The sequence below is a fragment of the Cytobacillus oceanisediminis 2691 genome (assembly GCF_007678455.1).
GTDB lineage: Bacteria > Bacillota > Bacilli > Bacillales > Cytobacillaceae > Mesobacillus > Mesobacillus oceanisediminis_A.
Genome location: NZ_VEEP01000010.1, coordinates 161,654 through 186,348 on the forward strand (window position 1 = coordinate 161,654; position 24,695 = coordinate 186,348).

General features: G+C 44.4%; 23 protein-coding genes. 6 read left to right on the plus strand and 17 right to left on the minus strand.

What is annotated here, in order from left to right; translation table 11 throughout:
* Positions 1–273: 273 nt before the first annotated feature.
* On the minus strand, positions 274–942 hold the full coding sequence (locus tag FS736_RS19315) for a Type 1 glutamine amidotransferase-like domain-containing protein (RefSeq protein ID WP_144480363.1): 669 nt from the start codon (positions 940–942) through the stop codon (positions 274–276).
* A gap of 329 nt (positions 943–1,271) precedes the next feature.
* Here FS736_RS19315 and FS736_RS19320 point away from each other — a divergent pair, with 329 nt between their 5' ends.
* Positions 1,272–3,014 (plus strand): ABC transporter ATP-binding protein, encoded by a 1,743-nt coding sequence (locus FS736_RS19320; protein WP_144480365.1) that lies wholly within the window; start codon positions 1,272–1,274, stop codon positions 3,012–3,014.
* A gap of 127 nt (positions 3,015–3,141) precedes the next feature.
* On the opposite strand, the gene rlmD is transcribed toward FS736_RS19320, so the two are convergent.
* Positions 3,142–4,521, minus strand: coding sequence for a 23S rRNA (uracil(1939)-C(5))-methyltransferase RlmD (rlmD, locus tag FS736_RS19325; protein WP_144480491.1), 1,380 nt, complete (start codon positions 4,519–4,521; stop codon positions 3,142–3,144).
* A 228-nt stretch (positions 4,522–4,749) separates the two neighbouring features.
* Positions 4,750–5,076 (minus strand): spore coat protein, encoded by a 327-nt coding sequence (locus tag FS736_RS19330; protein ID WP_144480367.1) that lies wholly within the window; start codon positions 5,074–5,076, stop codon positions 4,750–4,752.
* A 241-nt stretch (positions 5,077–5,317) separates the two neighbouring features.
* Here FS736_RS19330 and FS736_RS19335 point away from each other — a divergent pair, with 241 nt between their 5' ends.
* Positions 5,318–5,698, plus strand: coding sequence for a hypothetical protein (locus tag FS736_RS19335; RefSeq protein ID WP_144480371.1), 381 nt, complete (start codon positions 5,318–5,320; stop codon positions 5,696–5,698).
* A gap of 42 nt (positions 5,699–5,740) precedes the next feature.
* On the opposite strand, the gene FS736_RS19340 is transcribed toward FS736_RS19335, so the two are convergent.
* On the minus strand, positions 5,741–6,076 hold the full coding sequence (locus FS736_RS19340) for a DUF3221 domain-containing protein (protein ID WP_144480372.1): 336 nt from the start codon (positions 6,074–6,076) through the stop codon (positions 5,741–5,743).
* A gap of 123 nt (positions 6,077–6,199) precedes the next feature.
* Here FS736_RS19340 and FS736_RS19345 point away from each other — a divergent pair, with 123 nt between their 5' ends.
* Positions 6,200–6,475, plus strand: a complete 276-nt coding sequence (locus FS736_RS19345; RefSeq protein WP_144480374.1) for a hypothetical protein — start codon at positions 6,200–6,202, stop codon at positions 6,473–6,475.
* A gap of 12 nt (positions 6,476–6,487) precedes the next feature.
* On the opposite strand, the gene FS736_RS19350 is transcribed toward FS736_RS19345, so the two are convergent.
* The 9 genes from FS736_RS19350 to FS736_RS19390 all read right to left on the minus strand — a co-directional run bounded on the left by FS736_RS19350 (position 6,488) and on the right by FS736_RS19390 (position 16,991).
* The gene (locus tag FS736_RS19350; RefSeq protein WP_144480376.1) at positions 6,488–6,940 is read right to left on the minus strand and encodes a BsuPI-related putative proteinase inhibitor; all 453 of its coding nucleotides are present in this window, start codon (positions 6,938–6,940) and stop codon (positions 6,488–6,490) included.
* 323 nt (positions 6,941–7,263) lie between these two features.
* Positions 7,264–8,154 (minus strand): ABC transporter permease subunit, encoded by an 891-nt coding sequence (locus FS736_RS19355; RefSeq protein WP_283904543.1) that lies wholly within the window; start codon positions 8,152–8,154, stop codon positions 7,264–7,266.
* Positions 8,147–9,100 carry an ABC transporter permease subunit gene (locus FS736_RS19360; RefSeq protein WP_144480380.1) on the minus strand — a complete coding sequence of 318 codons (954 nt, stop codon included), beginning with the start codon at positions 9,098–9,100 and terminating at the stop codon, positions 8,147–8,149. The genes FS736_RS19355 and FS736_RS19360 overlap by 8 nt, the downstream gene beginning before the upstream one ends.
* A gap of 47 nt (positions 9,101–9,147) precedes the next feature.
* Complete coding sequence (locus tag FS736_RS19365; protein WP_144480382.1) at positions 9,148–9,570, minus strand: hypothetical protein; 423 nt, start codon at positions 9,568–9,570, stop codon at positions 9,148–9,150.
* Positions 9,571–10,108: 538 nt separating this feature from the next.
* Positions 10,109–12,241, minus strand: coding sequence for a DNA helicase RecQ (gene recQ / locus FS736_RS19370; protein WP_144480384.1), 2,133 nt, complete (start codon positions 12,239–12,241; stop codon positions 10,109–10,111).
* Positions 12,242–12,357: 116 nt separating this feature from the next.
* Complete coding sequence (locus FS736_RS19375) at positions 12,358–13,416, minus strand: ATP-binding protein (RefSeq protein ID WP_144480386.1); 1,059 nt, start codon at positions 13,414–13,416, stop codon at positions 12,358–12,360.
* A 120-nt stretch (positions 13,417–13,536) separates the two neighbouring features.
* Positions 13,537–15,012 carry a nicotinate phosphoribosyltransferase gene (locus FS736_RS19380; protein WP_144480388.1) on the minus strand — a complete coding sequence of 492 codons (1,476 nt, stop codon included), beginning with the start codon at positions 15,010–15,012 and terminating at the stop codon, positions 13,537–13,539.
* Positions 15,013–15,134: 122 nt separating this feature from the next.
* The gene (locus FS736_RS19385; protein ID WP_144480390.1) at positions 15,135–15,686 is read right to left on the minus strand and encodes a cysteine hydrolase family protein; all 552 of its coding nucleotides are present in this window, start codon (positions 15,684–15,686) and stop codon (positions 15,135–15,137) included.
* Between the two features lie 363 nt (positions 15,687–16,049).
* Complete coding sequence (locus FS736_RS19390) at positions 16,050–16,991, minus strand: diacylglycerol kinase (RefSeq protein WP_144480392.1); 942 nt, start codon at positions 16,989–16,991, stop codon at positions 16,050–16,052.
* Positions 16,992–17,270: 279 nt separating this feature from the next.
* Here FS736_RS19390 and plsY point away from each other — a divergent pair, with 279 nt between their 5' ends.
* From plsY to FS736_RS19405, 3 genes are all read left to right on the plus strand, one after another.
* A complete protein-coding gene (plsY, locus tag FS736_RS19395; RefSeq protein ID WP_144480395.1) occupies positions 17,271–17,885 on the plus strand; it encodes a glycerol-3-phosphate 1-O-acyltransferase PlsY in 615 nt (204 codons plus the stop codon).
* A 190-nt stretch (positions 17,886–18,075) separates the two neighbouring features.
* Entirely contained in the window at positions 18,076–19,551 is a 1,476-nt protein-coding gene (gene putP, locus FS736_RS19400) for a sodium/proline symporter PutP (RefSeq protein ID WP_144480493.1), read from the plus strand.
* A gap of 116 nt (positions 19,552–19,667) precedes the next feature.
* Complete coding sequence (locus FS736_RS19405) at positions 19,668–20,408, plus strand: hypothetical protein (RefSeq protein WP_144480397.1); 741 nt, start codon at positions 19,668–19,670, stop codon at positions 20,406–20,408.
* A 37-nt stretch (positions 20,409–20,445) separates the two neighbouring features.
* Here FS736_RS19405 and FS736_RS19410 read toward each other — a convergent pair whose 3' ends face one another.
* From FS736_RS19410 to gatC, 4 genes are all read right to left on the minus strand, one after another.
* On the minus strand, positions 20,446–20,988 hold the full coding sequence (locus tag FS736_RS19410) for an SMI1/KNR4 family protein (RefSeq protein ID WP_144480399.1): 543 nt from the start codon (positions 20,986–20,988) through the stop codon (positions 20,446–20,448).
* Positions 20,989–21,476: 488 nt separating this feature from the next.
* Positions 21,477–22,904, minus strand: a complete 1,428-nt coding sequence (gene gatB, locus FS736_RS19415; RefSeq protein ID WP_144480495.1) for an Asp-tRNA(Asn)/Glu-tRNA(Gln) amidotransferase subunit GatB — start codon at positions 22,902–22,904, stop codon at positions 21,477–21,479.
* 13 nt (positions 22,905–22,917) lie between these two features.
* Positions 22,918–24,375 (minus strand): Asp-tRNA(Asn)/Glu-tRNA(Gln) amidotransferase subunit GatA, encoded by a 1,458-nt coding sequence (gatA, locus tag FS736_RS19420; protein ID WP_144480401.1) that lies wholly within the window; start codon positions 24,373–24,375, stop codon positions 22,918–22,920.
* Positions 24,376–24,386: 11 nt separating this feature from the next.
* The gene (gatC, locus tag FS736_RS19425; protein WP_144480403.1) at positions 24,387–24,677 is read right to left on the minus strand and encodes an Asp-tRNA(Asn)/Glu-tRNA(Gln) amidotransferase subunit GatC; all 291 of its coding nucleotides are present in this window, start codon (positions 24,675–24,677) and stop codon (positions 24,387–24,389) included.
* Positions 24,678–24,695: the final 18 nt, after the last annotated feature.

Consider the following 24,695-nt stretch of genomic DNA (forward strand, 5'->3'; position numbering starts at 1 on the left):
TTTAAAATGAGTTGTGCCACACACTCCACATGCGTTGAGTGTATGTGGCAACAGTTGAGGTGCCTGGTGAGTTTTTTAATATTTTACGAATATGATCTCCGAATACATCACTGCTAGGTTGTCACCATTCAAGTCGATCAAGTATCAACAAAAACCGAAGTCTTCTATTCTCCGCAACTGTACTTGCACGGAATCTCGATGAATACCTCATTATTGAACTGTAGTACTCGGTGAATTTGGGGGTGCATCCCAGATGCTAGCAGCGTAGTAAGATTATGGCGTAAAAAGTATCCAATTCCCTTCAGTGACAACTTCGACCTCTCCGTCAATCACTTTGATGGCGGTTTGATCATCAATTGCATATGCCGGCCCCTGCATCCCAGCGGCCCATCTCTCTGCAGCAGCCATCGTGTTATACGGCAGCATCTCGTGATCCAGATGCGGGAACATTGCAAAATCGACCATACTCAGCGTTTCATCGCCACCGCTCGGCGAAGTCCAGCTAACGAAGAAGTCCCCAATTCTAGGTGCCATCACCATGCTACCGGCGCTCATCCCCACATAGACTGCGTTGAGTGACGGCAAGAGGTCCGCCAATCCGGACTGCTTCATCCAGTAACCCAGGTAGAGGGCGTCGCCTCCCGCGACCAGCAGGACGTCCGTCTCCTGTAACAACGGCACCCAGCGGTCTTCACTAATACTTGGTAGTGCTGTGAGTTCCAGAATGCCGACAGATTTCCAGCCCAGGTCGACCATAGGATTATCTTCTTTCCCGCTGATGAACTCCCAAGCTTTGACGCCGGGGCCAACCCAGGGGTGTCCGTACATCGCGGTGGGGATGCACAGGGCGTTAGAGTCGGCGATCGGCTTGTCCAGCATGTCAACCAACGCTTCATGTATACTTTTGTTATTAATGCCTGCAGATGTAAGCAAAAATTTCACAATTCAACTCCTCCTCTTTGGGTGTGTCTGACCTTTATTTGTTCTGACTTCTAAAATGTGGCTGCAGACTCTATTAAAACAGTTTTGCCTGGTCAAGAGCCAATCTGAGATTAGGTGACATAGGGACATTTCATCAATAATTTCAAGAATATTCTGTACTTATTTCAAATAATTAGATTATAATTTTCTTATCAACCATTAAGGAGGAATTTCAATGAGAAACATCATGAACAAAACCGTACAAACATATAAGGGGGAAACACTTCTTTAATTGTTACGGTGTACTCCCTTATATGTGTTTATTTAAATAACACATAAAGGGGTAACTCATGGATTCTTCAGTCAAAAAATTTTTCTCTTATTATAAACCTTATCAAAAATTGTTTTTGTCCGTATTGGCATGTGCCTTTATCGTCTCCGCCTTGTCTTTGTTGTTTCCACTTCTCGTAAGGTATATTACAAAGGACGTCCTTGAAGGGAACCTATCAATCGCATTAAATAAAGTGTTTTGGATTGGCGGGCTGATGCTTGTTCTAACCGCAATCCAAAATCTTGCGAATTACTTTGTTGACTTTAAAGGACATGAATTAGGCGCTCGCATGGAAAGCGACCTGCGCAGCGAACTGTTTGAGCACATGCAAAAACTCTCTTTCAGTTTTTACGATAAAGAAAAAATCGGCAAGCTCATGTCGAGGATTACGAACGACCTGTTGATGCTTTCAGAGCTATACCATCATGCACCTGAAGATTATCTAAAATACCTGGTTCGTTTAGTCGGGGCGTTTGTCATCTTGTTCTTCATTAATGCCCCCTTGACGATTATTGTATTTTGCTTTTTGCCGTTCTTGGGTTTTTTTATTTTTCAGCTCAACAAGATTGAAAACAGGATATTAAGAAGAAACAAAGAAAGGATTGCCGACGTAAACGCTCAGGTGGAGGATAGTCTGGCTGGCATCCGCGTTGTAAAATCGTTCACCAATGAAAAGGTGGAAATTAAGAAGTTTACTCGTGAAAATAACCTCTTCCTTGAAAGCAGGATAGCCTTCTATAAAGCAGAAGCGATTTTTTACAATGGGGTACAAACATTTATCCAGCTGATTACGATTGCAGTTATTATTTTCGGCAGTGCCAGTATTGTAAAAAACACACTTGATTTAGCAGATTTACTTACTTTTTTGTTGTATATAAATTTTATGCTGGAACCGATTCAAAAAATGGTTCATATGAGCACACAACTCCAGGAAGGCATCACCGGCTTTCAGCGCTTTATGGAAATTATGAATCTAAAGCCCGCGATCGAAAGCAAACCGAATGCCGTGAGCCTCCAGAAAGTCCTTGGTGAAATTGAATTCAGGCATGTTCAATTCCGTTATGAAGACCATTTGGATCATGTTTTGGAAAATATGTCGCTTAAAATAAAACCGGGAGAATATGTTGCCTTGGTCGGCCCTTCGGGTGCAGGAAAAACGACTTTCTGCTCTCTTATCCCCCGCTTTTATGATGTCACTGACGGCAAGGTAATGCTGGACGGAATTGATATCCGTGAAATCGATCTTTATTCATTAAGAAAAAACATCGGTATCGTTCAACAGGATATGTACCTGTTTGCAGGAACGGTAATGGAAAATATCCGATACGGGAATCCCAATGCAAGTGATGAGGAAATTATCTTTGCGGCCCAGTCCGCTAATGCACATGACTTTATCATGAAGCTGCCGAACGGTTACCAATCTGAAATTGGTCAGCGGGGGGTCAGGCTTTCGGGCGGACAAAAGCAGCGGCTTAGCATTGCCCGCGTGTTCCTTAAGAATCCCCCAATCCTTATCTTGGATGAAGCAACGAGTGCACTAGATAACGAAAGCGAAAGCATCATTAAGGACTCACTGGAATTGCTCGCAAAAGGGCGAACAACCCTCGTTATTGCTCATCGCCTTTCAACAATTCGGAACGCACAGCGGATTATCGTTTTGACTGAGGAGGGTATTGTCGAAGAAGGAACACATGATGTGCTGCTTGAAAAGCATGGAGCATATTCAAACCTCTACTCCAAACAGTTTGAATCGATATGGTAATTTTCTTGTTAACTCGGCTCTATAAAAAACGGCCGAGTTTTTTCCAGCTTATAAAGCCTAAGATCTAAAAACGAAAATTTCTTAGTCGGAATTCCATTCAACAAACAAAAAGACAACGCCCAGAGGGTTAGTTGCCTTCTTTCAAAATTATTTTCGCAACAGCTTCACAGTGCGTCGTCTGTGGAAACATATCAACTGGCTGGACTTCAACCGTCATGTACCCGCCATCTTCGAGGATTCGCAAGTCTCTCGCGAGGGTGGCTGGGTTACATGACACATAAACTACTTTCTTCGGTTTCATGTCGATGATGGTCTGCAGCAGTGCTTCATCGCAGCCTTTGCGTGGCGGGTCAACTACTAATACATCTGCAGAGTTGCCTTCTTCGTACCATGCCGGGATGACTTTTTCGGCTTCTCCGACTGCGAATTCAGCGTTTGTGATGCCGTTCAGCTGGGCATTGCGTTTTGCGTCTTCGATGGCTTCGGGAACGATTTCCACGCCGAATACTTTTTTTGCTTTTTGCGCTAAAAATAACGAAATTGTGCCAATGCCGCAGTAGGCGTCGATGACAGATTCTTCCCCTGTCAACTCGGCGTATTCGAGCGCTTTGTCGTAAAGCACCTTTGTCTGCTCAGGGTTCACCTGATAGAATGATCGCGCTGAGATCGCGAATTTTATGTCACCGATATAGTCGTAGATAACTTCACTGCCCCATAATAAGTTCGTTTGATCTCCCATAATTACATTCGTTTTCTTCGAGTTGATGTTATGGACGATTGATTTTACCTTAGGCAGCTTTGCGATAATCTTTTCAATTAGCTGGTTTTTATGCGGGATTTCATTGGTCCTCGTCACAATAACGACCATCAGCTCCCCAGTTTGGCGTCCATAACGCGCCATGATGTGGCGAAGCACCCCTTTATGATTTTCTTCATTATATGGCTGGATTCCCAAATCGCTGGCGATTTCTTTTACTGCCTGGACAGCTTCGTTAATTTCATGGAGATGCAGCAGGCTTTCATTCGTATCGACAATTTCATGGCTGCGCGGCTTGAAGAAGCCTGCGATCAGCTTGCCATCTTTCTCGCCAACCGGAACCTGTGCTTTATTCCGATAATGCCACGGGTTGTCCATTCCAAGAATCGGATGCACTACAACATTCTCAAGCTTGCCGATCCGCGTCAGTACCTGTTTCACCTGGTTTTCCTTATACTTCAGCTGGCCTTCATAGCTGATATGCTGCAGCTGGCAGCCTCCATATTTATGGGCATCCTCTGCCGGACACTCAACACGGAAGGTGCTTATTTCAAGAATCTCCATCAGGCGTCCAAAACCGTAGCCCTTGTTCACCTTGGTCACTTTAATTGTTGCCTTTTCGCCAGGGAGTCCGCCCTGGACGAAAATAGGGTAGCCATCAATTTTGGCCACACCCGCACCGTCATGCGTTAAATCCTCAAATTCTACATCTATATAATCATTCTTTTTAACAGGGATTGTTTTGCTCATCATTTCAAGTCCTTTGCTGTGAATTAGCTAAGTCAGATTTTATCATATTGAAGGAGTGATTGCGAAACGCCGGCCCACAACTTTCATACTTTGCATTCAGACCAAGACCCATTCGTCACTCATTGATATCAAATTTAACACCTAAGTAAAAAAGCACAACGAATGGGAATAGATTCGCTGTGCTTTTCTTCAGGGTTTACACCTAATCTCTATTGGAAAGTTTTTAAATCAATATCGACCATGCCAATGGCCGCCAAACCACGGCTGATCCCCATGCCATGGTCCTCCAGGGTAACCGGGACCTCCTCCATGCCAAGGTCCTCCATGCCAATGGTGGTGGTGTCCAAATCCGCCGTGCCACGGCATTCCATGGTATGGACCCCATCCTCCATATTGGCCATATCCCGGATAGCCGAATCCGCCACCATAGCCTGGTCCTCCTTGGTAACCGTATCCTCCAGGCTGCATTAACCCAGTTAACGATCCCAGTCCACCACCAGCTCCGAAGGTTCTCACCTCTGGTACAAAATGGGCATTCATTGTATCTGTATACATGCAAGCACTCCTCTCAGTGGGTCTTAAATATGTTCCCTTTACACCTTATGTAGATTTAGGCAAATCACATAGTGCAATCGCCTAAATTTGTTGGAATTGGGCACTATGTTGTAATTATGAATTTGCTTTCTTCCTGCTCCTTACTGAACACGCATTACCTTTTAGGCACTTCCCTATATAGCCGATTTCCTTCATATGAATATAATTGAGTATCCGCACGATGGACTGGAGGAAATGCAAAATGGATTACTTTTATAAAGAGAAGAGCGATTTGAGCAAAGAGGAGTTGATTGCCCAAATTGAAAAGCAGATTTCTATCTCCCTCTGCATTCAGGCAGCAGCCCAAATTACAGAAGCGGTTTTATTATCCAGGTTATATGCCCTGAAAGCCGACAGAGATGGAGAAAGCGAAATTGTTGCTGGTGTATGGATCCAATCAATCGGCCAGACAATCGAAGCTTTAGCTGTCAGCAAAGAACTGTCTACCTTCAATCAGGATGAACTGAGAGAATTGCAGAAAATCATCATCTCTTCGGACTTTATACAATCCATCGGTGCAGCAATAGAAGGAGCGGGCGGAATCAAAGTCCTGACAAAAACAACTGAATCTTTCATCCCATAAAAAAAGAAAGCCAACTTTTTGATCAGCTTTCGATTTCACATCTTATTTATGTTCTTTTTTCTTTGCAATGGCTTGCTCTGGATAGCTTTCCCTGATATTGCCTTTAATCCAGAACTCAATATGGTCGCCTTTTTGTAACCTATCCGCTGCCTCATATTCCAGCCAGATTAACTCCAATCCTCCTTGGTCGATTAATGAGTCACCGGGAACATCTTTGATTTCATTATATCTTTCCTGATTTATGTTTTTTACGACTAGAATTGCCTCATCGCTTACCTCTAAAATAAAACCCTCGCCAGATATCAGCTCATTCGAGCAGGCTGCAAGGCTTAAAGCCAGCAGAAACAGCATTAGAATCCCCTTTTTTATTGTTCTCATTTCGATTCTCCCTTTTTATCTGAAGGCCGCAGTTTGGGCATTTCTAAAACGGTTCGATTAGGTACAAGCCCCGTCTTTATCTCTTTTTACGAATAGAATATGGAAAAAGCAAAGGATGATACTATGGATAATTTAAAGCTTAAAATAAAAGAACTAGAGTTAAAAATAGAGGAACTGGAAGCCTTGATCGATCATATTCAAGACTCCTCACAACCACAATTGAATCATGATGATGTTCGGGCCCTGGTAAACCAGATCCTGGCTGATAAAGAAGTCGTAGCCGCTGCAGACCTTGAAAAAAGACTGAGCCAAAACCAGATCCAATTGATCAAATGGATTGTTGGAACTGGAATTAGCATCATCTCCATCACATTCGCCATGATTCAATTTTTAATGTAACTTGGAGATTCATCACTCAACAGAAAATTCCTTTGTCACCCTGAACTTTTTTCTTTCCTTCGGCGTCATCCAGACAGAAAGGATATAGTCACCTTTATCCAGGGATAGCTCATGAAGGTCGATTTCATAGCTCAACGTCTCCCCCTGCTTTACTTTTTCTTCTCCTAAAGCCTGTAAGAAGTTGGCGACACTTGAGAATAGGAAGATTTCCTTTCCATCCTTTGTCTCGACCGAATAATCGTAACGTTGGGAACTCGTAAATTCCAGGGTCACTTCCTGTTCCGTCTGATTTTTCACTTCATATTGAAAAACCAGCGGACTATCCTCTTTTATACTTGCAGCCATTTCTCCTGCCACGATTCCGGCACCTCCTTTTTCTTCATTATTGTTATTCGATACCTGGTTTCCTGTACCACAGCCGGTCACCAGCAAACCCATCAGCAATATTATCCATAACTTTCTCATTGTCCGATCCTCCTGTTGATGAAACTCTTTATTTATTTGTCAGGAGAACGGTTAAAAAGGTTACACTTTTTGATTAACTTAATGAATCCTTTTTAAACAAGGCTCTTTTCTCAAACTTTGTTGTTTTTGGCAACAAAATTGGATTGAATGATATATATTTCTGCACAAAATTAAAGCCAATTAAGAGAAAAGAGCCTGCACACTTAATTCCGAACTATAAAATGACTTATTATCACGTTAAAATCGGCTTGAAGATTTTAACAACAATCATTACGAAAACAGACTTAAACAAAAAGAGAAGTGCATTTGCACCTCTCCCTCGTTTAACCTCTCTTATATTTTTTGTCAAAATACTTCTGGAGCCCGCTGCTGGTCATGGAGAATGCAAAAATGGTAATCCCAATGGCGACGGTTCCGGTAATCGGCAGCCATGGATGTGACCAGATATGGTTGGTAATGTTCACGAAGTAGGTTGGCCAGACATTGGACGTGTTCACCGCCTGATAGGCACCATCGAGCTGGGAAACGAATTTGACACTAAGAAAAATTCCGACGATGCCCAGCTGGCCGATGAGAAACAATGTTCTTCCAAGGTCAGAGAAAAACTGGACGATAAAAAAAGGTCTTAACGGCGGCCAGTAGTATTTTTTCAGCATCGTCAACGGTGAAGAGCCCGAGACGATCCCCGCTTCGACATAAGGTTTCTTCGAGATATCCACCATGCCCTGATAAAAAATATCAGCAACCCGCCCTACTTCAATTACCGCGAGAACGAGCAAGATCCAAAGATATCGATTACCTGAAAACACAATGAACGGAGTGCCGAGAATAAGAATCACAAAGAAAATCGGCGGCATGAAGGAGAATAACCGATTCCAAAGAATCAGGACCCTCCGGAAAAACCTCGAATAAAAACTCGCCATCGCCAGCGGAACCGCGATGATATAACGAATCAAGACAATCGCCAGGATCGTTAACAGCGTTTCTTTCGTACCCAGCAGCACCCTGCTCAATAAATCCACGCCATTCGCATCCGAGCCGATTGGATGATCCTCAGATGGCGCGAACGGAGGAAGCTCAAACCCTCCTCCTTCCTTCTGCCTCATCACTGTTTCCTTTAACGAGGTATCCACGAACGGAAGATATGGAGCGATAAATGAAATGACCACTAGAAAAGACAAAATGAATAAGCCAAAAAGTAATGATCTATTCATGGTCCACCTCTTGCGAAACCGGAGTGACCAGACTTTTAAAGAGCTGGGTGACCAGATTCGAGACCAAAATGATGGAGGCAAAAAAGACTGTGTAACCTGCGGCCGAGATCCCGTCCACCATGATTTCCATCCCGACCTTGAAGCCTGTGCCCCTCAGGACAGCATTAAACAGGCCATCCGCCGCCCCTTGAAAATTCATCAATTTTTCTACAATAAATAGATTCGATAATACATAGAGTGTAATTGTATTCGCATGCGCCAGAATCCTTGGAAACGAATTTTTCAGAATATGTATGAACAATATTTTCACGTCGGATGTCCCTTTGGATCTCGCAGTCCGGATATAATCATTCCCCGACTGCTCCTGTAGGCTCACATTCGTGATATTCGCAAGGTAGAATACAGGATAAATGAGCAAAAATAGAATGCCAACAATATAGGTTTCCAGCTTTTCACTTCCATATAACGTTACATGGAAAAACAGACCTTTTTCATATAAAAACATCAATCCAATCTGGATGATGATGATGAAAAAGAGATCCGGCATGGAGATGAACAGCCAAGTCGTCCCATTCCCAAGGAAGTTCAGCTTCTTTTTTTGCATCCGGAAATCAAAAATCCCTTTTAGGATGCCAAAAATATAAGCAAAAATCAAAGTCGGAACAATCAAAAGCAGGCTTTTCCAGGCCTTGCCCGCAATCCGGTGGCCATACGATTCGCCAGGGACAAACTCTCCAAGGTCAGGGTTTTCTTTTATATACGTAAAGAAACCTTTGATATTAGCAATGTGCTTGTCCAATTCATACTGATAGCTTGCGGATTCAAACTGTCCGCCCTGACCAGTCTGGTATTCCGTCGTAACCGGCATAAACAAAATCCCGATGAACAAAAATACACAGACAATCCACAATACAAACTGCTCGATTGCCTTTTTAAAATAAACCATGAAGCCTCCTGATGGACTTTATTTTTATATATTCCACTATCTTTCTCTCAATCTCCCAAATCCTCATAGTGATCGCCTTCTTCCGGCAGCTCCACATCGGGAACCCCAATATCCACCTGCTTGATTTCATCCTTATTGACAAAATAAGAGTAAATCCAGCCTGGCTCATTGGCGAACCTGACTTGCATCTGATATGGACTATAGCTCCTGCTGGTCGGATAACTGATCTCGAACTTTTCCCCCGGATACCTTTTGTTTAGATATTCAGACAGCTGCTCCGTCTTGATCTCACGATGATAGTCAATCCATAATGGACGGACTCCAAAAAAGGCCAGCTCTAGCACTATTACAATCAAGACAATCTTGATTACAGTTTTTCTCCTGTTCCGCGGCAAAAAATAACCTACACCTAAAATCAGCAAAAGCAGACCCAATGCCAACAAAATCTCAATAACCGTAATCGGATGCATTCTCACACCAGCCCTATATTAGTCATCAGTTATATTTTACCATTTTTAATTTTTCTGAAAAGTGTTATTTTCGTTTGACCTTGTTAGAGTAATAGGATTCTTGCTGTTGGAGAGTAGGTTTGACTGGAAATCAACTGTATTTTATTTGCATTATTTTGACCTGTTTTTCTTCACCTAAATGAACACATATCGTTTCTTTATGTGCCCCGTTTCTCCTTTCCACACCTAACCGGGCACATATCCAGCATTTATGTGCCCCGTTTTCCCTTTTCCTCCCCTGACCGAGCACATATCCGGCATTTATATGACCCGTTTCTCCCTTTCCTCCCCTGACCGGGCACATATCCGGCATTTATATGACCCGTTTCTCCCTTTCCTCCCCTGACCGGGCACATATCTGCTTTTTATGTGACCCGTTTCCTATTCTCCTCAATTAACGGGGAACATTTCACTTCTTTATGTTACCGAACTGACAACAAAACCCCTGGATAAAGTGGATAACATGAAAAAAGACGAAGCCCCCTGGCTTCGTCTCATCTTAATGTACCTTCTTTTTGGACATATACAAAAATGCCTTGATCATAAAATAACTGACCTCTTCTGGAAGCAGTTCCTTGATTGGCTTTAATCTGTCGCGGCCGGCTTCTGCCACGGCTTGCTCCAGGTCAGCTATAAACTCAGCAGGAATCAGCACGTCATAGTCGACTTCCATTCCCTGCTGGATGCATTGAATCAAGTGATTTTCGACCGTGCTTTCCACCAATTCACGCTTGGCGGCAATTTCAGCCACTGACAGTCTCTCCTGATGCAGCTTGTAGGTTTCAAGATGGGAATCGCCAACAGCTTTTTTCGCCGGTTTCTTCACCGGCTCAGCTACTGCATTCATCACGGGCTGACGCTCTGGGTGCTCCTCGCAGAACTCGATGATCCGCTGAATGAATGGTGCGCCATACTTCTGCAGCTTATGCTCTCCAACTCCAGCCACACTAAGGAATTCTCCATCCGTCAGCGGCAGCTTCAGGCACATATCCTTCAGTGAGGAATCTGAGAAAATCACAAATGGCGGCACTTTTTCAGCAGAAGCAATCTCTCGCCGCAATTCCCGCAGTTCTTCAAATAACGGATCATCATTTGAAACCTGCTTGACCCGGACGGCTTCCTTCCTGAACACCTTGGTCTTGCCGAGCAAAACATCCTTCCCCTTTTCCGGGACATAAATCGTCGGATAAGTTCCGTGCTCTACACCAATCAGTTCCTGCGAAATCAGGAACTCGATCAGGTCATTCACCTGCTTCGTGCTCTTATTCTTCATCAATCCGTACGTCGGCAGTTTATCTAGCCGGAATTCGAGCACCTTCTTATTTCGCGAACCGGTCAAAACATTCGCCGTCATTGCCTTGCCGTATTTCTGGCCCATCCGGATGATGCACGACAGCACCATTTGCGCATCCTTCGTGACATCCTCCGTTTCACGGGAGTCGGTACAATTGCCGCAGCGACCGCACGGCTCCGCATCACTCTCGCCAAAGTAATGGAGGATATAGGATTGCAGACATTCCTCCGTATGGCAGTAGCCGACCATTTGCTGCAGTTTTTCCAGTTCAGGCGCAATCCGTTCACGATCCGCAGACTGGTCAATCAAAAAGCGCTGCACCTGGACATCCTGGGACGAATACAGCACGACACATTCACTGTCCAGGCCATCACGACCGGCACGTCCAGCCTCCTGATAGTAGCTCTCCATATTTTTCGGAAGCTGAAAATGGAGGACATAGCGGATATTGCTTTTGTCGATGCCCATCCCGAATGCCGACGTCGCGACCATCACAGTGGCTTCATCCTGTAAAAAACGCTCCTGTTCTCGGTTCCGGTCTTCATCATTCATTCCTGCGTGATAGCGGGCGGCATTGAAGCCTTCCTTCTGCAGCCACTCATAAAGCTGGTCGACATTCTTCCGTGTCGCTGCATAGATGATGCCTGCTTCCTTCTCATTCTTTTTGATAAAATCCCTTAAATAGGCCTGTCGGTCCTGGCCCTTTACGACAGAAAAACTCAGGTTGCTGCGCTCGAACCCTGTAATCACTGTATTCTCAGGGTTTATTTTCAGCGAGGCGCAAATGTCTTCCCTTACCTTTGGTGTCGCGGTTGCCGTCAAGGCGAGCACAATCGGTTTTCTAGGCAGGCGGTCAGCCAGGCCAGAAATCTGCAGATAGCTCGGTCGGAAATCGTGTCCCCACTGGGAAATACAGTGCGCTTCGTCGACAGCGATCAGCGGGATTTCCATGTCCTGCAAGTCATCGATGAACTCCCAGGATCCAAGCCGCTCTGGCGCGATATATAACAGCTTGTACTTTCCGTTCCTGGCGTCATCCATCCGGCTGGCGGCTTCGCCGGCAGTCAGCGAACTGTTGATATACGTCGCCGGAATTCCGTGCTGGATGAGTGTGTCCACCTGGTCCTTCATCAAAGAAATCAACGGAGAGATGACAATGGTCGTCCCTGGCAGCACGAGTGCCGGGATTTGATAGACGATCGACTTGCCTCCACCGGTCGGCATGACGCAGACCGTATTCTTCCCTTCCAGCACCGAGGTGATTGCCTGGTCCTGTCCTCGGCGGAATGAGGAATAGCCAAAATGGTTTTGCAATAATTCATGGGCTTTTTGCAGCATTTTGCGGACTCCTTTCAGTGAGAAAAAGTGGGGGAGTGATGAGGAAATACTCTTTCATTGTAACAGATATACAGCAAAAATGCCCTGCCCCAAAAAGGAGCAAAGCACTTTTTATTTTACGATTTTCCATCCAGTGACCTTGGTAAACAAATCCTGATGGTTGTGCCTTCGCCAAGCTTGCTCTTGATATCAATACGGCCCTGGTGGAGGTCGATGATTCTCTTGCAGGTGATCAGCCCTAGCCCAGTCCCTTTTTCTTTTGTTGAATAAAACGGTTCGAATAACCGGTTGAACCTTGAATCTTCAATTCCGCAGCCCTTATCGATGATTGTTACCGAAACAGAATCCGTGCCCATTTCTTCGAGCCTTACTTCGATAAAATGTCCGTTGTCCTCTGTCGCCTCGATCGAGTTTTGCAGCAAATTAATCAGCACCTGTTTCATTTGCTTGCGGTCGCAATTCAAGAAAACTTCGGAATCGGAATTCAGCTCTATTTCAATACTTTTAAGGTTGGCCTGAGGTGCCATAAAGTGAATGCATTCCTGTAATAGCTTATTAAAATTTGTTTGCTGAAAATTGACATGTTCACTTGGTTTCGCAATGAACATGAACTCATTGACGATTTCATTGATCCTGTCCATCTCATCCAGCATGATGTCCAGGTACGGCAATAAAGTTTGGTCCGACACACTTTCTTTGATGATTTTCGTAAAACCTTTCAGTGATGTGAGAGGATTCCGGATTTCATGAGCGATGCCTGCCGCCAATTCACCAACTACGGAAAGCTTCTCCATCTGCTGGACCTGCTTTTCTCTCGTTTTTTCCTTGGTAATGTCGATCGACGTCCCGATTACCTCCACCGTCACTCCGTTTTGCAGGACAGGATTCAAGACAGCCAAGTAGTGGATTCCTCCTATGCTCCCTTCATAGTTGACATGCTCCCCGTTCCAAGCTTTTTCATAAAAAGCTGCCTTACGGAGAGCATGTTCAGCCGGAAGGAACTCAAATAAAGTTTTTCCCTCAATTAATTCTGGGCAAAGACCCATTTTTCCGAGAAGTTTGCCTTCAATAAACGTATGGATGAAGGTATTGTCTTTCTTTTCGAACTTGAAAATAAAGCCCGTTTCTCTTGGAATGAACTGTTCGTAATCCACCTTGCACTTCTGGTCATTCACACGGCAACACCCTTAGCAGAAGATTCGTTCTCTAATAATTCTTTATTCCTAGGGGAAATCCTTCATATTCGCAGGATATATTTAAAAAGCTGCCTCCCCCTCAGGAAGCAGCCCTCACCATTACATTTTCTCTCCAGTCATCTCCATGACCTTTTCTCTCACTTCTTCTATATTGCGCATCTTGTTGTCCCAGCATTTCTGGCTGAGGTCCACTGGGTATTCTTCAGGATTAAGCATGCGTGTGTATTCTTCCCAAAGAACGCCGAGGCAGTATGTTGAATGCTTGCGGACTTCATCCAGGCTTGGCTGTTCATACACAAGCTTGCCCTCCTTAAAAATATCATGATGCAAATCTCTTGCATCAAAATTGGTGACAAACTTACTGATGAACGTGTGGACCGGGTGGAACATCTTCAAGCGCTTTTCCTGCTGCGGATTTTCGCCTTCAAGTGTGATGTAGTCCCCCTCAGAACGATTATTGGCTTTGTTGATGATTCTGTACACATTTTTGATTCCAGGCGTTGTCACTTTTTCAGGATTTGAGGAAATCTTGATGGTGTCCTCCATTCTTCCATCAGACTGCTCGACTGAAACGATTTTATAAACAGCGCCGAGCGCAGCTTGTTCATAGGCGGTAATGAGCTTTGTGCCCACTCCCCAAATATCGATTTTTGCGCCCTGGGCTTTCAGGTTCATGATTGTGTATTCATCCAAATCGCTGGAGGCCACGATTTTTGCATCCTTAAATCCTGCTTCATCCAGCAATTTGCGTGCTTCCTTGGAAAGATACGCAAGGTCACCGCTGTCGAGGCGGATCCCGATAAAGTTGATTTTGTCGCCAAATTCCCTGGCAACCTTAATTGCGTTTGGCACACCGGACCTTAGAGTATCATACGTATCAACAAGGAATACGCAGTCCTTATGCGTTTCGGCGTATTTTTTAAAAGCGGTATAGTCATCCTTGTAAGCCTGAACCATGGAATGCGCATGAGTCCCAGCGGTTGGAATTCCAAACAGCTTGCCGGCACGTACGTTACTGGTCGAATCAAAACCTCCGATATAGGCAGCGCGAGTGCCCCAGAGCGCCGCATCCAGTTCATGCGCCCGGCGTGTACCGAACTCCATCGCCACTTCATCCTTCACCACCTGCTTGATACGGGAAGCCTTTGTCGCGATCAATGTCTGGTAGTTGACAATGTTCAGCAGCGCAGTTTCAATCAGCTGCGCTTCAGCAAGCGGAGCATCCACCCGAATCAGCGGCTCATTGGCAAAAACAATCTCCCCCTCCTGCATAGAACGGATCGAGCCAGTGAATTTCATATCTTGTAAAAAAGCAAGGAAATCTTCTCCGAACTTTCCTTCCTCTCTTAAATACTGAATATCATCCTCTGTGAAGCCAAAGTTCTCGATGTACTGGATGATTTTTTCTAGGCCTGCAAAAACGGCATATCCATTGCCGAAAGGAAGCTTGCGGAAAAACAAATCAAACACCGCGCGGCGATTATGGACGCCGTCACGCCAGTAAGTTTCCATCATATTTAACTGATATAAGTCCGTATGGAGCATTAAACTATCATCTGTGAATTTCGTACTCATCAAAAAACCTCCAAATTAACTGCATCTAATTCATCATGGACATTGCACGGATGCTTTTAAAAACACGGAAAACCGACTTACCTTTTTACCGTTTTCCCTGCCAAAACCACGTATTCAATATCCTACCTGACCTCTGCCCCAATCGTGTTCTCAAAATGACGAAGTGACCATTCATGCCCGACCTGGTCAAAAGAAGCCACCGCATTCTTATACACAATAACCTTAAATCCCTTATTGTAAGCATCGACCGCTGTATGCAGCACGCAAATATCCGTACATACCCCGACAAGATGGACTTCCGTGATGCCCCGCTCGCGCAGCTTTATTTCCAGGTCCGTACCGGCAAACGCAGAATACCTTGTCTTGTCGATATAATACACATGGTCCAGATGTTTGTTCTCGTCATAAACTTCTTGAAGGCTGCCGAACAAATCTCTGCCCTTTGTGCCGCGGATATTATGTGGCGGGTACAATTTTGTTTCCGGATGGAACTCGTCCCCCTCATCATGGACATCAATCGCGAAAACAACATAATCGCCATTTTTGATGAATTCCTGCGTCACGCCAACCAGATTCTCTTCAATTGCCTGGCCAGGCACACCGCAAGTCAGCCGCCCATCATCCGCCACGAAGTCATACGTATAGTCGATATTGATCAACGCTTTCTTCCCCATTATGTATCCACATCCTTTTATCTTATTATCTTTTATTTTCATCCAAATATGATTTTCAGGCAAATTTTTCATTTCGAATGGCGGGCTTTTGGTACATCTATATTAGCTTGCCTGATTTAGTTATCAGAGGTTGTCAGTAAAAATGGTTGATCACAGCTAAATATTGATCAGCATACATCGATTTATTTTGATATAGGAATAAAACCAAAATCTAAGGAATATATCCTGCTTTCTCAGGAATAAATCGATAGGTTTAAGGAATATATTTTCATTTTTAAGGAATATAATCATTTTCCAAGGAATATCCTCCTATACCCTACTCCAAACCACAAAAAAACCACTCCAACCAGGAGTGGTTTCCAATCATTCTGCTTTAAAGTTCAATTCCAGGTTCTCCGGACGGTCTTCTGGACGGATTTCGTCGAGCGGCACGTAGACTTCGATGTGCCTGAACAGGTTTTCGAATTCGGCTGGAAGGTTTCCGCCGTATTCTCCGTCGAGATTCAGCTGGACTGTTTCCTTCGAATGCACCTTGATCCGGTTGGCTTGTGTGTATATTACACCCGGGTCATTGATGTGCTCGCCACGGACTGCAAGTGAAGCAATCCTGATAAAATCAGCCAGGTTAGTCTTTTTCAAAATCAACAGCGAGAACATCCCGTCATTGATTGATGAGTTCGGTGCCAGGCGCTCAAATCCGCCGACAGAGTTCGTCAGCCCGACGAGGAACATCATGACCTCGCCTTCATACAGCTTGCCATCATACTCGATGGTCACTTCAGATGCTCTGATCGATGGCAGCATCTCGATTCCTTTTAAATAGTATGCGAGCTGGCCGAGCATCGTCTTGAGCTTGCTTGGAACTTCGTATGTCAGCTCAGTCAGCCTGCCGCCGCCTGCGATATTTATGAAATATTTATCGTTGATCCGGCCAACGTCGACCGGGATCGTTTCGCCTTTTATAATGATGTCGACCGCTGCCTCGATATCCCGCGGAATATGCAGTGCGCGGGCAAAGTCGTTCGTTGTGCCAACTGGAATGACGCCAATTTTCGGGCGGTATTCCTGCTCGGCGATTCCATTGACCACTTCATTGATCGTTCCATCGCCACCAGCCGCAATCACGAGGTCATATTTCCGCTCGACTGCAATCCTGGCAGCCTGCGTCGCATCACCCTCGCATGTCGTTGCATGGCATGATGTTTCATAGCCGGCATTCTCCAGCTTCACCAGAACTTCCGCAAGATGCTTTTTAAAAACTTCACGGCCAGAAGTCGGATTATAAATGATTCTTGCTCTTTTCATACCCATCATCCTACTTAATATGGTTTTTGATTCCATCATTTTACATCATAGCTCATATTTCTCATCCAGGCAATCTCCCGGATACTACCGGATATATCATAAACTACTTTACACCTATTTGCCAAAAAGAAACTCAGTATTTAATCAAAGTGTTAACTATCGTATTTTTCAGAAAAACTCTTTCAATCATACCATTTATTTTTTACAATACAGAAAGGATGGTTACATAATTTTACAATACACCAGAACCTCTAATCTTGACTAAAAGGGTGACTTTTTATGATCTGGCTGATTCTCCTGGCTGCTTATTTAATTGGCTCGATTCCGACCGCATTATTGGTCGGCAAATACTTTTTCCATGTGGATATCAGGGATCACGGCAGCAAAAATCCCGGCGCCACCAATACACTGCGGGTAATGGGCAAAAGAGCTGCTATCATTGTCCTGCTGATTGATGTGGCAAAAGGAATGCTGGCGGCCTCACTTCCGCTGACTTTCAATGTACCGATTGAACCTTTGTATGCGGGATTGATTGCGGTAGTTGGCCACTGTTTCCCCATCTTCGCCGGATTCCGCGGCGGCAAGGCAATCGCCACGACAGCTGGTGCCCTGCTGATTGTTAATATCGGGATGTTCCTGGCCGTCTATGTGACATTTTTTGCCGTTATTTTCCTTACCAAATATGTATTTATGGGCTCTATTTCAGTTGGAATCGCGATGCTGATTTATTCGTTCTTCTCTCCCGATATCAATGAGCCGCTTCTTTTCACTGCTTTTATTATTTTATTAATTTTCCTGCACCGTTCAAACTTGCAGAACTTCTTTAACGGCATAGAACCAAAGATCAATGATAAAAAAGTGAAGGGAGACCGCATTACCCCTAAGAACTTTTGACGAAAGGCCATGGTTGTCCAACCATGGTCTCTTATTTTTTAAATATATTAATAAAGTAAATTACTATTTATGGAATAACTTTTTTAGCGAAAAAATAGATTGTTAATCATTTACGTAAAATGATAGAATATTAATTGTATTAGCAATATTTTTTTAATATTTTCTCAAAATAACAAAGGGGGAAAAGATGATGTCCAACGATATGTATCAAATCATTTCTATCGGGATTTACATGGCCGCGATGCTTTATATCGGCTGGTATTCCTACAAAAAGACAAGCAATCTGACTGATTACATGCTTGGCGGCAGATCGCTCGGTCCGGCAGTCACAGCGCTAAGCGCCGGTGCGGCTGATATGAGCGGCTGGCTTTTGATGGGCCTTCCTGGGGGAATTTATGTAAGCGGTTTAGCAAGTGCATGGATTGCCATCGGATTGACCGTAGGCGCGTATCTCAACTGGCTTTATGTAGCACCTCGACTCCGCTCATACACACATGTTGCGAATGACTCCATCACGATTCCAAGCTTCCTTGAAAACCGTTTTAAAGATGATACAAAGCTTTTAAGAATCGTATCCGGTATTGTTATTCTTCTATTCTTTACTTTCTACGTTTCCTCCGGAATGGTCGCCGGGGCTGTTTTCTTCGAGAGTTCGTTCGGCCTTAATTATCATACCGGCTTATTGCTTGTTTCTGCGGTAGTTGTGGCGTACACACTATTCGGCGGATTCCTGGCTGTAAGTTACACAGATTTCATCCAGGGTATGATGATGCTTCTCGCCCTGCTGCTAGTGCCGATTATCGGTTTCACGAAAACAGGGGGACCTGCAGAAACGTTCGATACAATCCGATCGATCGACCCTGCATTGCTTGATTTATTTAAAGGTACAACTCTGCTGGGCATCATTTCAACGGCAGCATGGGGGCTTGGCTATTTTGGTCAGCCACATATCATCACCCGTTTCATGGCAATCACATCAATAAAAGAAACAACAAGTGCAAGAAGGATCGGAATGAGCTGGATGATCTTCTCCTTAATCGGAGCAATACTGACAGCTTTAATCGGTCTTGCATATTTCACCCAGAATCCTGATGTCAAACTTGATAACCCTGAGGCAGTCTTCATCGTGCTCGGGCAAATCTTCTTCCATCCATTGTTTGCCGGACTTATGCTCGCAGCCGTCCTTGCCGCAATCATGAGCACGATCTCGTCCCAGCTGATCGTTACGTCCAGCGCACTGACGGAGGATTTATACAAGATCTTATTCAAAAAAGAAAAATCTGATAAACAATACGTATTTTTCGGACGTATCGCGGTACTGGTTGTAGCGATTATCGCTGCTGCCCTTGCCTGGGTTCAGAACGATACAATCCTTGGGCTTGTTGCATACGCATGGGCAGGCTTCGGTGCAGCGTTTGGACCGATTATCCTGCTAAGCCTCTACTGGAGAAAGATGACCAACTGGGGCGCAATCTTCGGTATGGTTGCCGGTGCAGCAACAGTAGTTATCTGGAGTAATCTCGGCCTGAGCGATGTCATGTACGAAATCGTACCGGGCTTTATCATCAACCTGGTTATTTCCGTAGTCATCAGCCTTGTTACTTATAGACCAAACCCTGAAATCGAAAAAGAATTCGATATGAGTGTTGAAAATTTAAAGTCGTAAAATCTGGTACCACAGAGATCTTTCTCTGTGGTTTTTTTACATTCCGATAAAATCTTACAGGAAATTACATATTCTTAATAGAATTCATATAGTGACCACTTAAGCTTGAGGGGAAAATGATGAAGAGAAAGCTGCTATTCTATGGAACATCAACCATATTGCTTTTGACCGTATTGATCGCCATGGACCGCTACAAATTATATAAAGAGGAAAAGCCGCCTGTACCAATCGTAACGGTGAATGGACAGGAGATTCCACAAATTCTCGGCCAATATGATTGGCATGGCACCAAGACGGAGAAAATGGATCCGCTCAAAGCCATGGCTGGCATGAATCCATCAAAGGTCAAGGAAAGAGAAACACTCGAAGTCTCATTTCCTCCAGAAATAGAGCCTGATTCTATTTTAATCAGCCAGATAAATACATTACCAGGCATGGAAAAGAAGATTGTTAAAGGGACCAGCATTCCCATTCCAAAAAACCCGTACATGGAAAGAACCTATTTTAAGATAAAAGCAATATGGAGAAAGGAATTTAGTACTTACTATGTGAAGCTAGATATCGAAGAACTTCCACCCCTATATGATTTTTTATCAAAGGATCCTGAAAAACTTGCTGTCCTTGCAATTGTTCCACGTGGAGAGTCAGAAAAGTTCGACATTCCTGAAGAGGTAAAGGAAAAGCTTGATTCCTTTCAGATATCAGATAATATGGAGGAATTGAAGAAGACACATTATCAAGAGCTTCGAATATATACAGCACCAATATACTTGATCTTTAATACAGAATTTCTTCAGCAGACAGTCGAGGATAAGGAATCTTTGATCAGAATATTGACGCATGGTGACCGGCAATAATCTAAATCAGGCCCTGATTGAAGGGCCTTATGTTTTCTTATTCAAAATCCAGATATTCTTTGTTAATAACCAGCCTCTCGCCTGCCTCGTATACTGCTTCAAGCAATTCCATCAGAGTTTGATAGGTATTAATAGGCTTAAAGGTCCTTAATTCTAATTGAAGTATCTGACCTTCTTCGTTATATGCGAAAAATGTGCCTGTGAGCATCGAATCCGCAAATACAAATAAGCCATCCAGGTGTTTTGTATTGCGTGAGTAAGGCGAAATATTCCGAAATGAGATTGGCTGATGAATCTGTTCCTCAATGGTCATACCTCTATAACCATTCTGTTTACCAGCGACCCTTAAAATATCAAACAAGTAGCATCCATTCGACGTTAACAGGAATTCTTTAAAGTCATTCGGCATATTGCCTATTTCGTCTTCGAGTGAATGTAATTCTTCAAGATTCAAAGGCTTTTGGATATTTGTTTGCCACCGGTCTTCATACAGATTTCCATACAGAATCGTGCCAGTCCATAGTTTTTTCCGGTCATCATTATAAAGCTTGTCTATTTTTTGCAGAAATACCTTATACATGAGCACAACTCCTGAACTTTAATCAACGTTATTGAACCGGCCCAATGACTTTTCCAGACTGCTTTTCTTAAAATATTCCATAGACCACTTCATTCGGAACCTCTTCAACCAAAATCTTCTGTAATATCATCGTCAAGCACCAGACCGGCTTCCCACGTTTTATCATCAATGAACTCGAATAATTCTTCACGTTCCAGTGTTTCTATGAAATGATCGTATTCGTCGTTGAGCCTGTTAAATTCGATTACGACTTCTTTTACCTTCTTCAGGATGGTCTTTGATCCAGCTCAACATTAGTAATCTTTTCTTTTTTTATGTAAGGCAGATCAAGGTCAATATCTCTTAATAAAATAACGGCCAGCACCTGTTGCGTTCTTATACTAATATTAGCATCAGTGTATTTATAGGACTATTTTTCGGTGTACATTTCCCTTTTTCCCGGGAAATATCGACAAAAAAGCTGGCGATTGGTTCGCCAGCTTTCGCTATTATCTCTTATTCAATTCCTCAACAAGCAATTTGTTTACTAACGGCGGATTCGCCTGGCCTTTGGTTGCTTTCATGATCTGGCCGACAAGGAAGCCCTTTGCCTTGTCCTTCCCGCCCTTGAAGTCTTCGACGGATTGCGGGTTGGCGTCGATAATTTCGGTGATGATTTTTAGCAGTGCACCTTCGTCGGAAATTTGGACGAGTCCCTTTTCCTTGACGATTTTCTCAGGGTCGCCGCCTTTTTCAACCAATTCCTTGAATACCTGCTTGGCGATCTTGGAAGAGATTGTGCCGTTCTCAATCAGCTTGATCAACCCGGCAAGCCCTTCAGGAGTCAATGCTGTTTCATGCAGCTCTTTCGATTCAGCCTTCAGGTAGGCAGAGAATTCACCCATAAGCCAGTTTGACGCCTGTTTAGGGTCTGCTCCTGCCTTCACAGCCGATTCAAAGAAATCAGCCATTTCCTTAGAAACAGTTAACACTTCAGCATCATAAGCTGGCAGTCCCATCTCTTCAACATATCGCTTCTTGCGCTCGTCCGGTAGTTCTGGAATCTCCGCACGGACTCTTGCTTTCCACTCTTCATCAATGTAAAGGTCAGGCAGGTCCGGTTCAGGGAAATAACGATAGTCATCCGACCCTTCTTTTACACGCATTAAGATCGTAGTGTTTGTTGACTCATCATATCGCCTTGTTTCCTGCTGAATTTCACGTCCAGCAAGGATTTCCTCTTCCTGACGCTTTTCTTCATACTCGAGGCCCCTGCGAACGAAGTTGAAGGAGTTCAGGTTCTTCAGCTCGGTTTTCGTGCCGAATTCCTCCTGGCCAACCGGCCTGATGGAAATATTCGCATCACAGCGGAGTGAACCTTCTTCCATCTTGCAATCCGATACGCCCGTATACTGGATGATGGACTTAAGCTTTTCAAGATAAGCATATGCCTCATCCGGAGTGCGTATATCGGGCTCCGATACGATCTCCACGAGCGGCGTTCCCTGGCGGTTGTAGTCCACTAGTGAATAGCCATTGCCGTGTGTCAATTTGCCGGCATCCTCTTCCATATGGATGCGGGTGATGCCGATTTTCTTTTTATAGCCATTTACCTCAATCTCAATCCAGCCGTTCTCACCGATTGGCTTATCGAACTGGGAAATCTGGTAGGCCTTCGGGTTATCCGGGTAAAAATAGTTTTTGCGGTCGAATTTCGTGTGCTCTGCAATTTCACAATTCAGAGCCATAGCGGCTTTCATAGCGTAATCGACTGCTTTCTTATTCACAACCGGCAGTACTCCAGGATAGCCAAGGTCGATCACGGTTGTATTTGTATTCGGCTCGGCACCAAAATGGTTCGGACTCGCCGAAAAGATTTTCGAATCTGTTTTTAATTCAACATGGACCTCAAGCCCAATTACCGTTTCAAACTTCATCATTTTCACCCCTTTACAATTCAGGTTGTTGTTTATGGAATTCTGTTGCCTGCTCGAACGCATGGGCAACCTTATATACTGTGCTTTCATCAAAATGGCGTCCGATGATTTGCAAACCTAGCGGGAGCCCTTTATCAAGTCCGCATGGAACCGAAATGGCCGGCACACCTGCCAGGTTGACCGGGATCGTTAAAATATCATTTACGTACATTGTCATCGGGTCTCTTGTATTCTCGCCAAGTTTGAAGGCTGGAGTTGGTGTTGTCGGTCCAACAATGACATCATATTGTTCGAATACTTTTTCAAAGTCCTGCTTGATCAGTGTACGGACCTTTTGGGCCTTTTTATAGTAAGCATCATAATAACCAGAGCTTAGCGCAAAAGTACCAAGCATAATCCGGCGTTTTACTTCCTCACCGAAGCCTTCTGCACGAGTCTTTTTATACATTTCAATCAGATTCTCAGCATTTGGTGTACGATAGCCATAGCGGACACCATCAAAGCGCGCCAGGTTAGCGGACGCTTCGGATGAAGATAAAAGATAATAAGTAGCCAGAGCATACTTGGAGTGCGGCAGGGATACCTCTTCCCATGTAGCTCCAAGGCGCTCAAGTACTTCAAGTGCGTCCATGACAGATTTGCGCACCTCTTCATTTACGCCCTCGCCGAGATATTCCTTTGGAACGGCGATCCTTAACCCTTTTATATCGCCAGTCAGGGAACCGATATAATCCGGGATATCCACTTTTGCAGAAGTTGAATCCATCTGGTCGTGGCCCGCGATCGCTTTTAACAGAAAGGCATTGTCTTCAACATTTCGTGTGATTGGGCCAATTTGGTCCAAAGATGACGCGAAGGCAATCAATCCGAAACGGGAAACAAGTCCGTATGTTGGCTTCATGCCGACCACACCACAGAATGATGCCGGCTGCCGGATTGATCCGCCTGTATCAGAACCCAAAGAGAACAGCACTTCACCTGCTGCAACCGAAGCAGCGGAAGCGCCCGAAGATCCACCTGGAACACGCTCAAGATCCCAAGGGTTGAGCGTTTTTTGGAAGCCAGAGTTTTCATTCGATGATCCCATCGCGAACTCGTCCATGTTCAGCTTGCCGATAGTCACCGTTTCAGCCTGCTTCAGCTTCTGGATGACAGTTGCATCGTAAATAGGATTGAAGTTTTCGAGAATCTTGCTCGCTGCCGTCGTGCGCAATCCGTTCGTGACGATATTATCTTTAATGCCGATTGGCAAGCCGTATAATTTATTGGCTGGAGCGTTTTTCACGGCTTTCTCATCCAATGCCTTCGCTGTTGCCCTTGCATTGTCTTCATCCAATGTCAAGAACGACTGTACCTTGCCTTCAACCTCGCCAATCCGCTTGAATGATTCATCGACCAGGTCGGAAACACTCAGGTCTCTCTTATGTAAAAGCTCATGAAGCTCCGAAATCTTATGTTCAAATAAACTCATCGCCGATCCTCCTACTCCATAATTCCAGGTACTTTGATCTGCCCACCCTGGTGTTCAGGCGCATTCTTTAAAACTTCTTCGCGCGGAAGGCCCTTTTCGGCACGGTCCTCGCGCATAACATTCTTTATTTCAAGCACATGAGCAGTCGGCTCAACATTATCCGTATTCAGTTCATTCAACTGTTCTGCATATGTAATGATTTTATCCAGCTGGTCTGTCAGCATTTGCGCCTCTTCCTCAGTAATCGCCAGTCTCGCCAGGTGTGCGACATGCTTCACCTGATCTTCTGAAATCCTTGACATAATAGCACCTCCATTTTT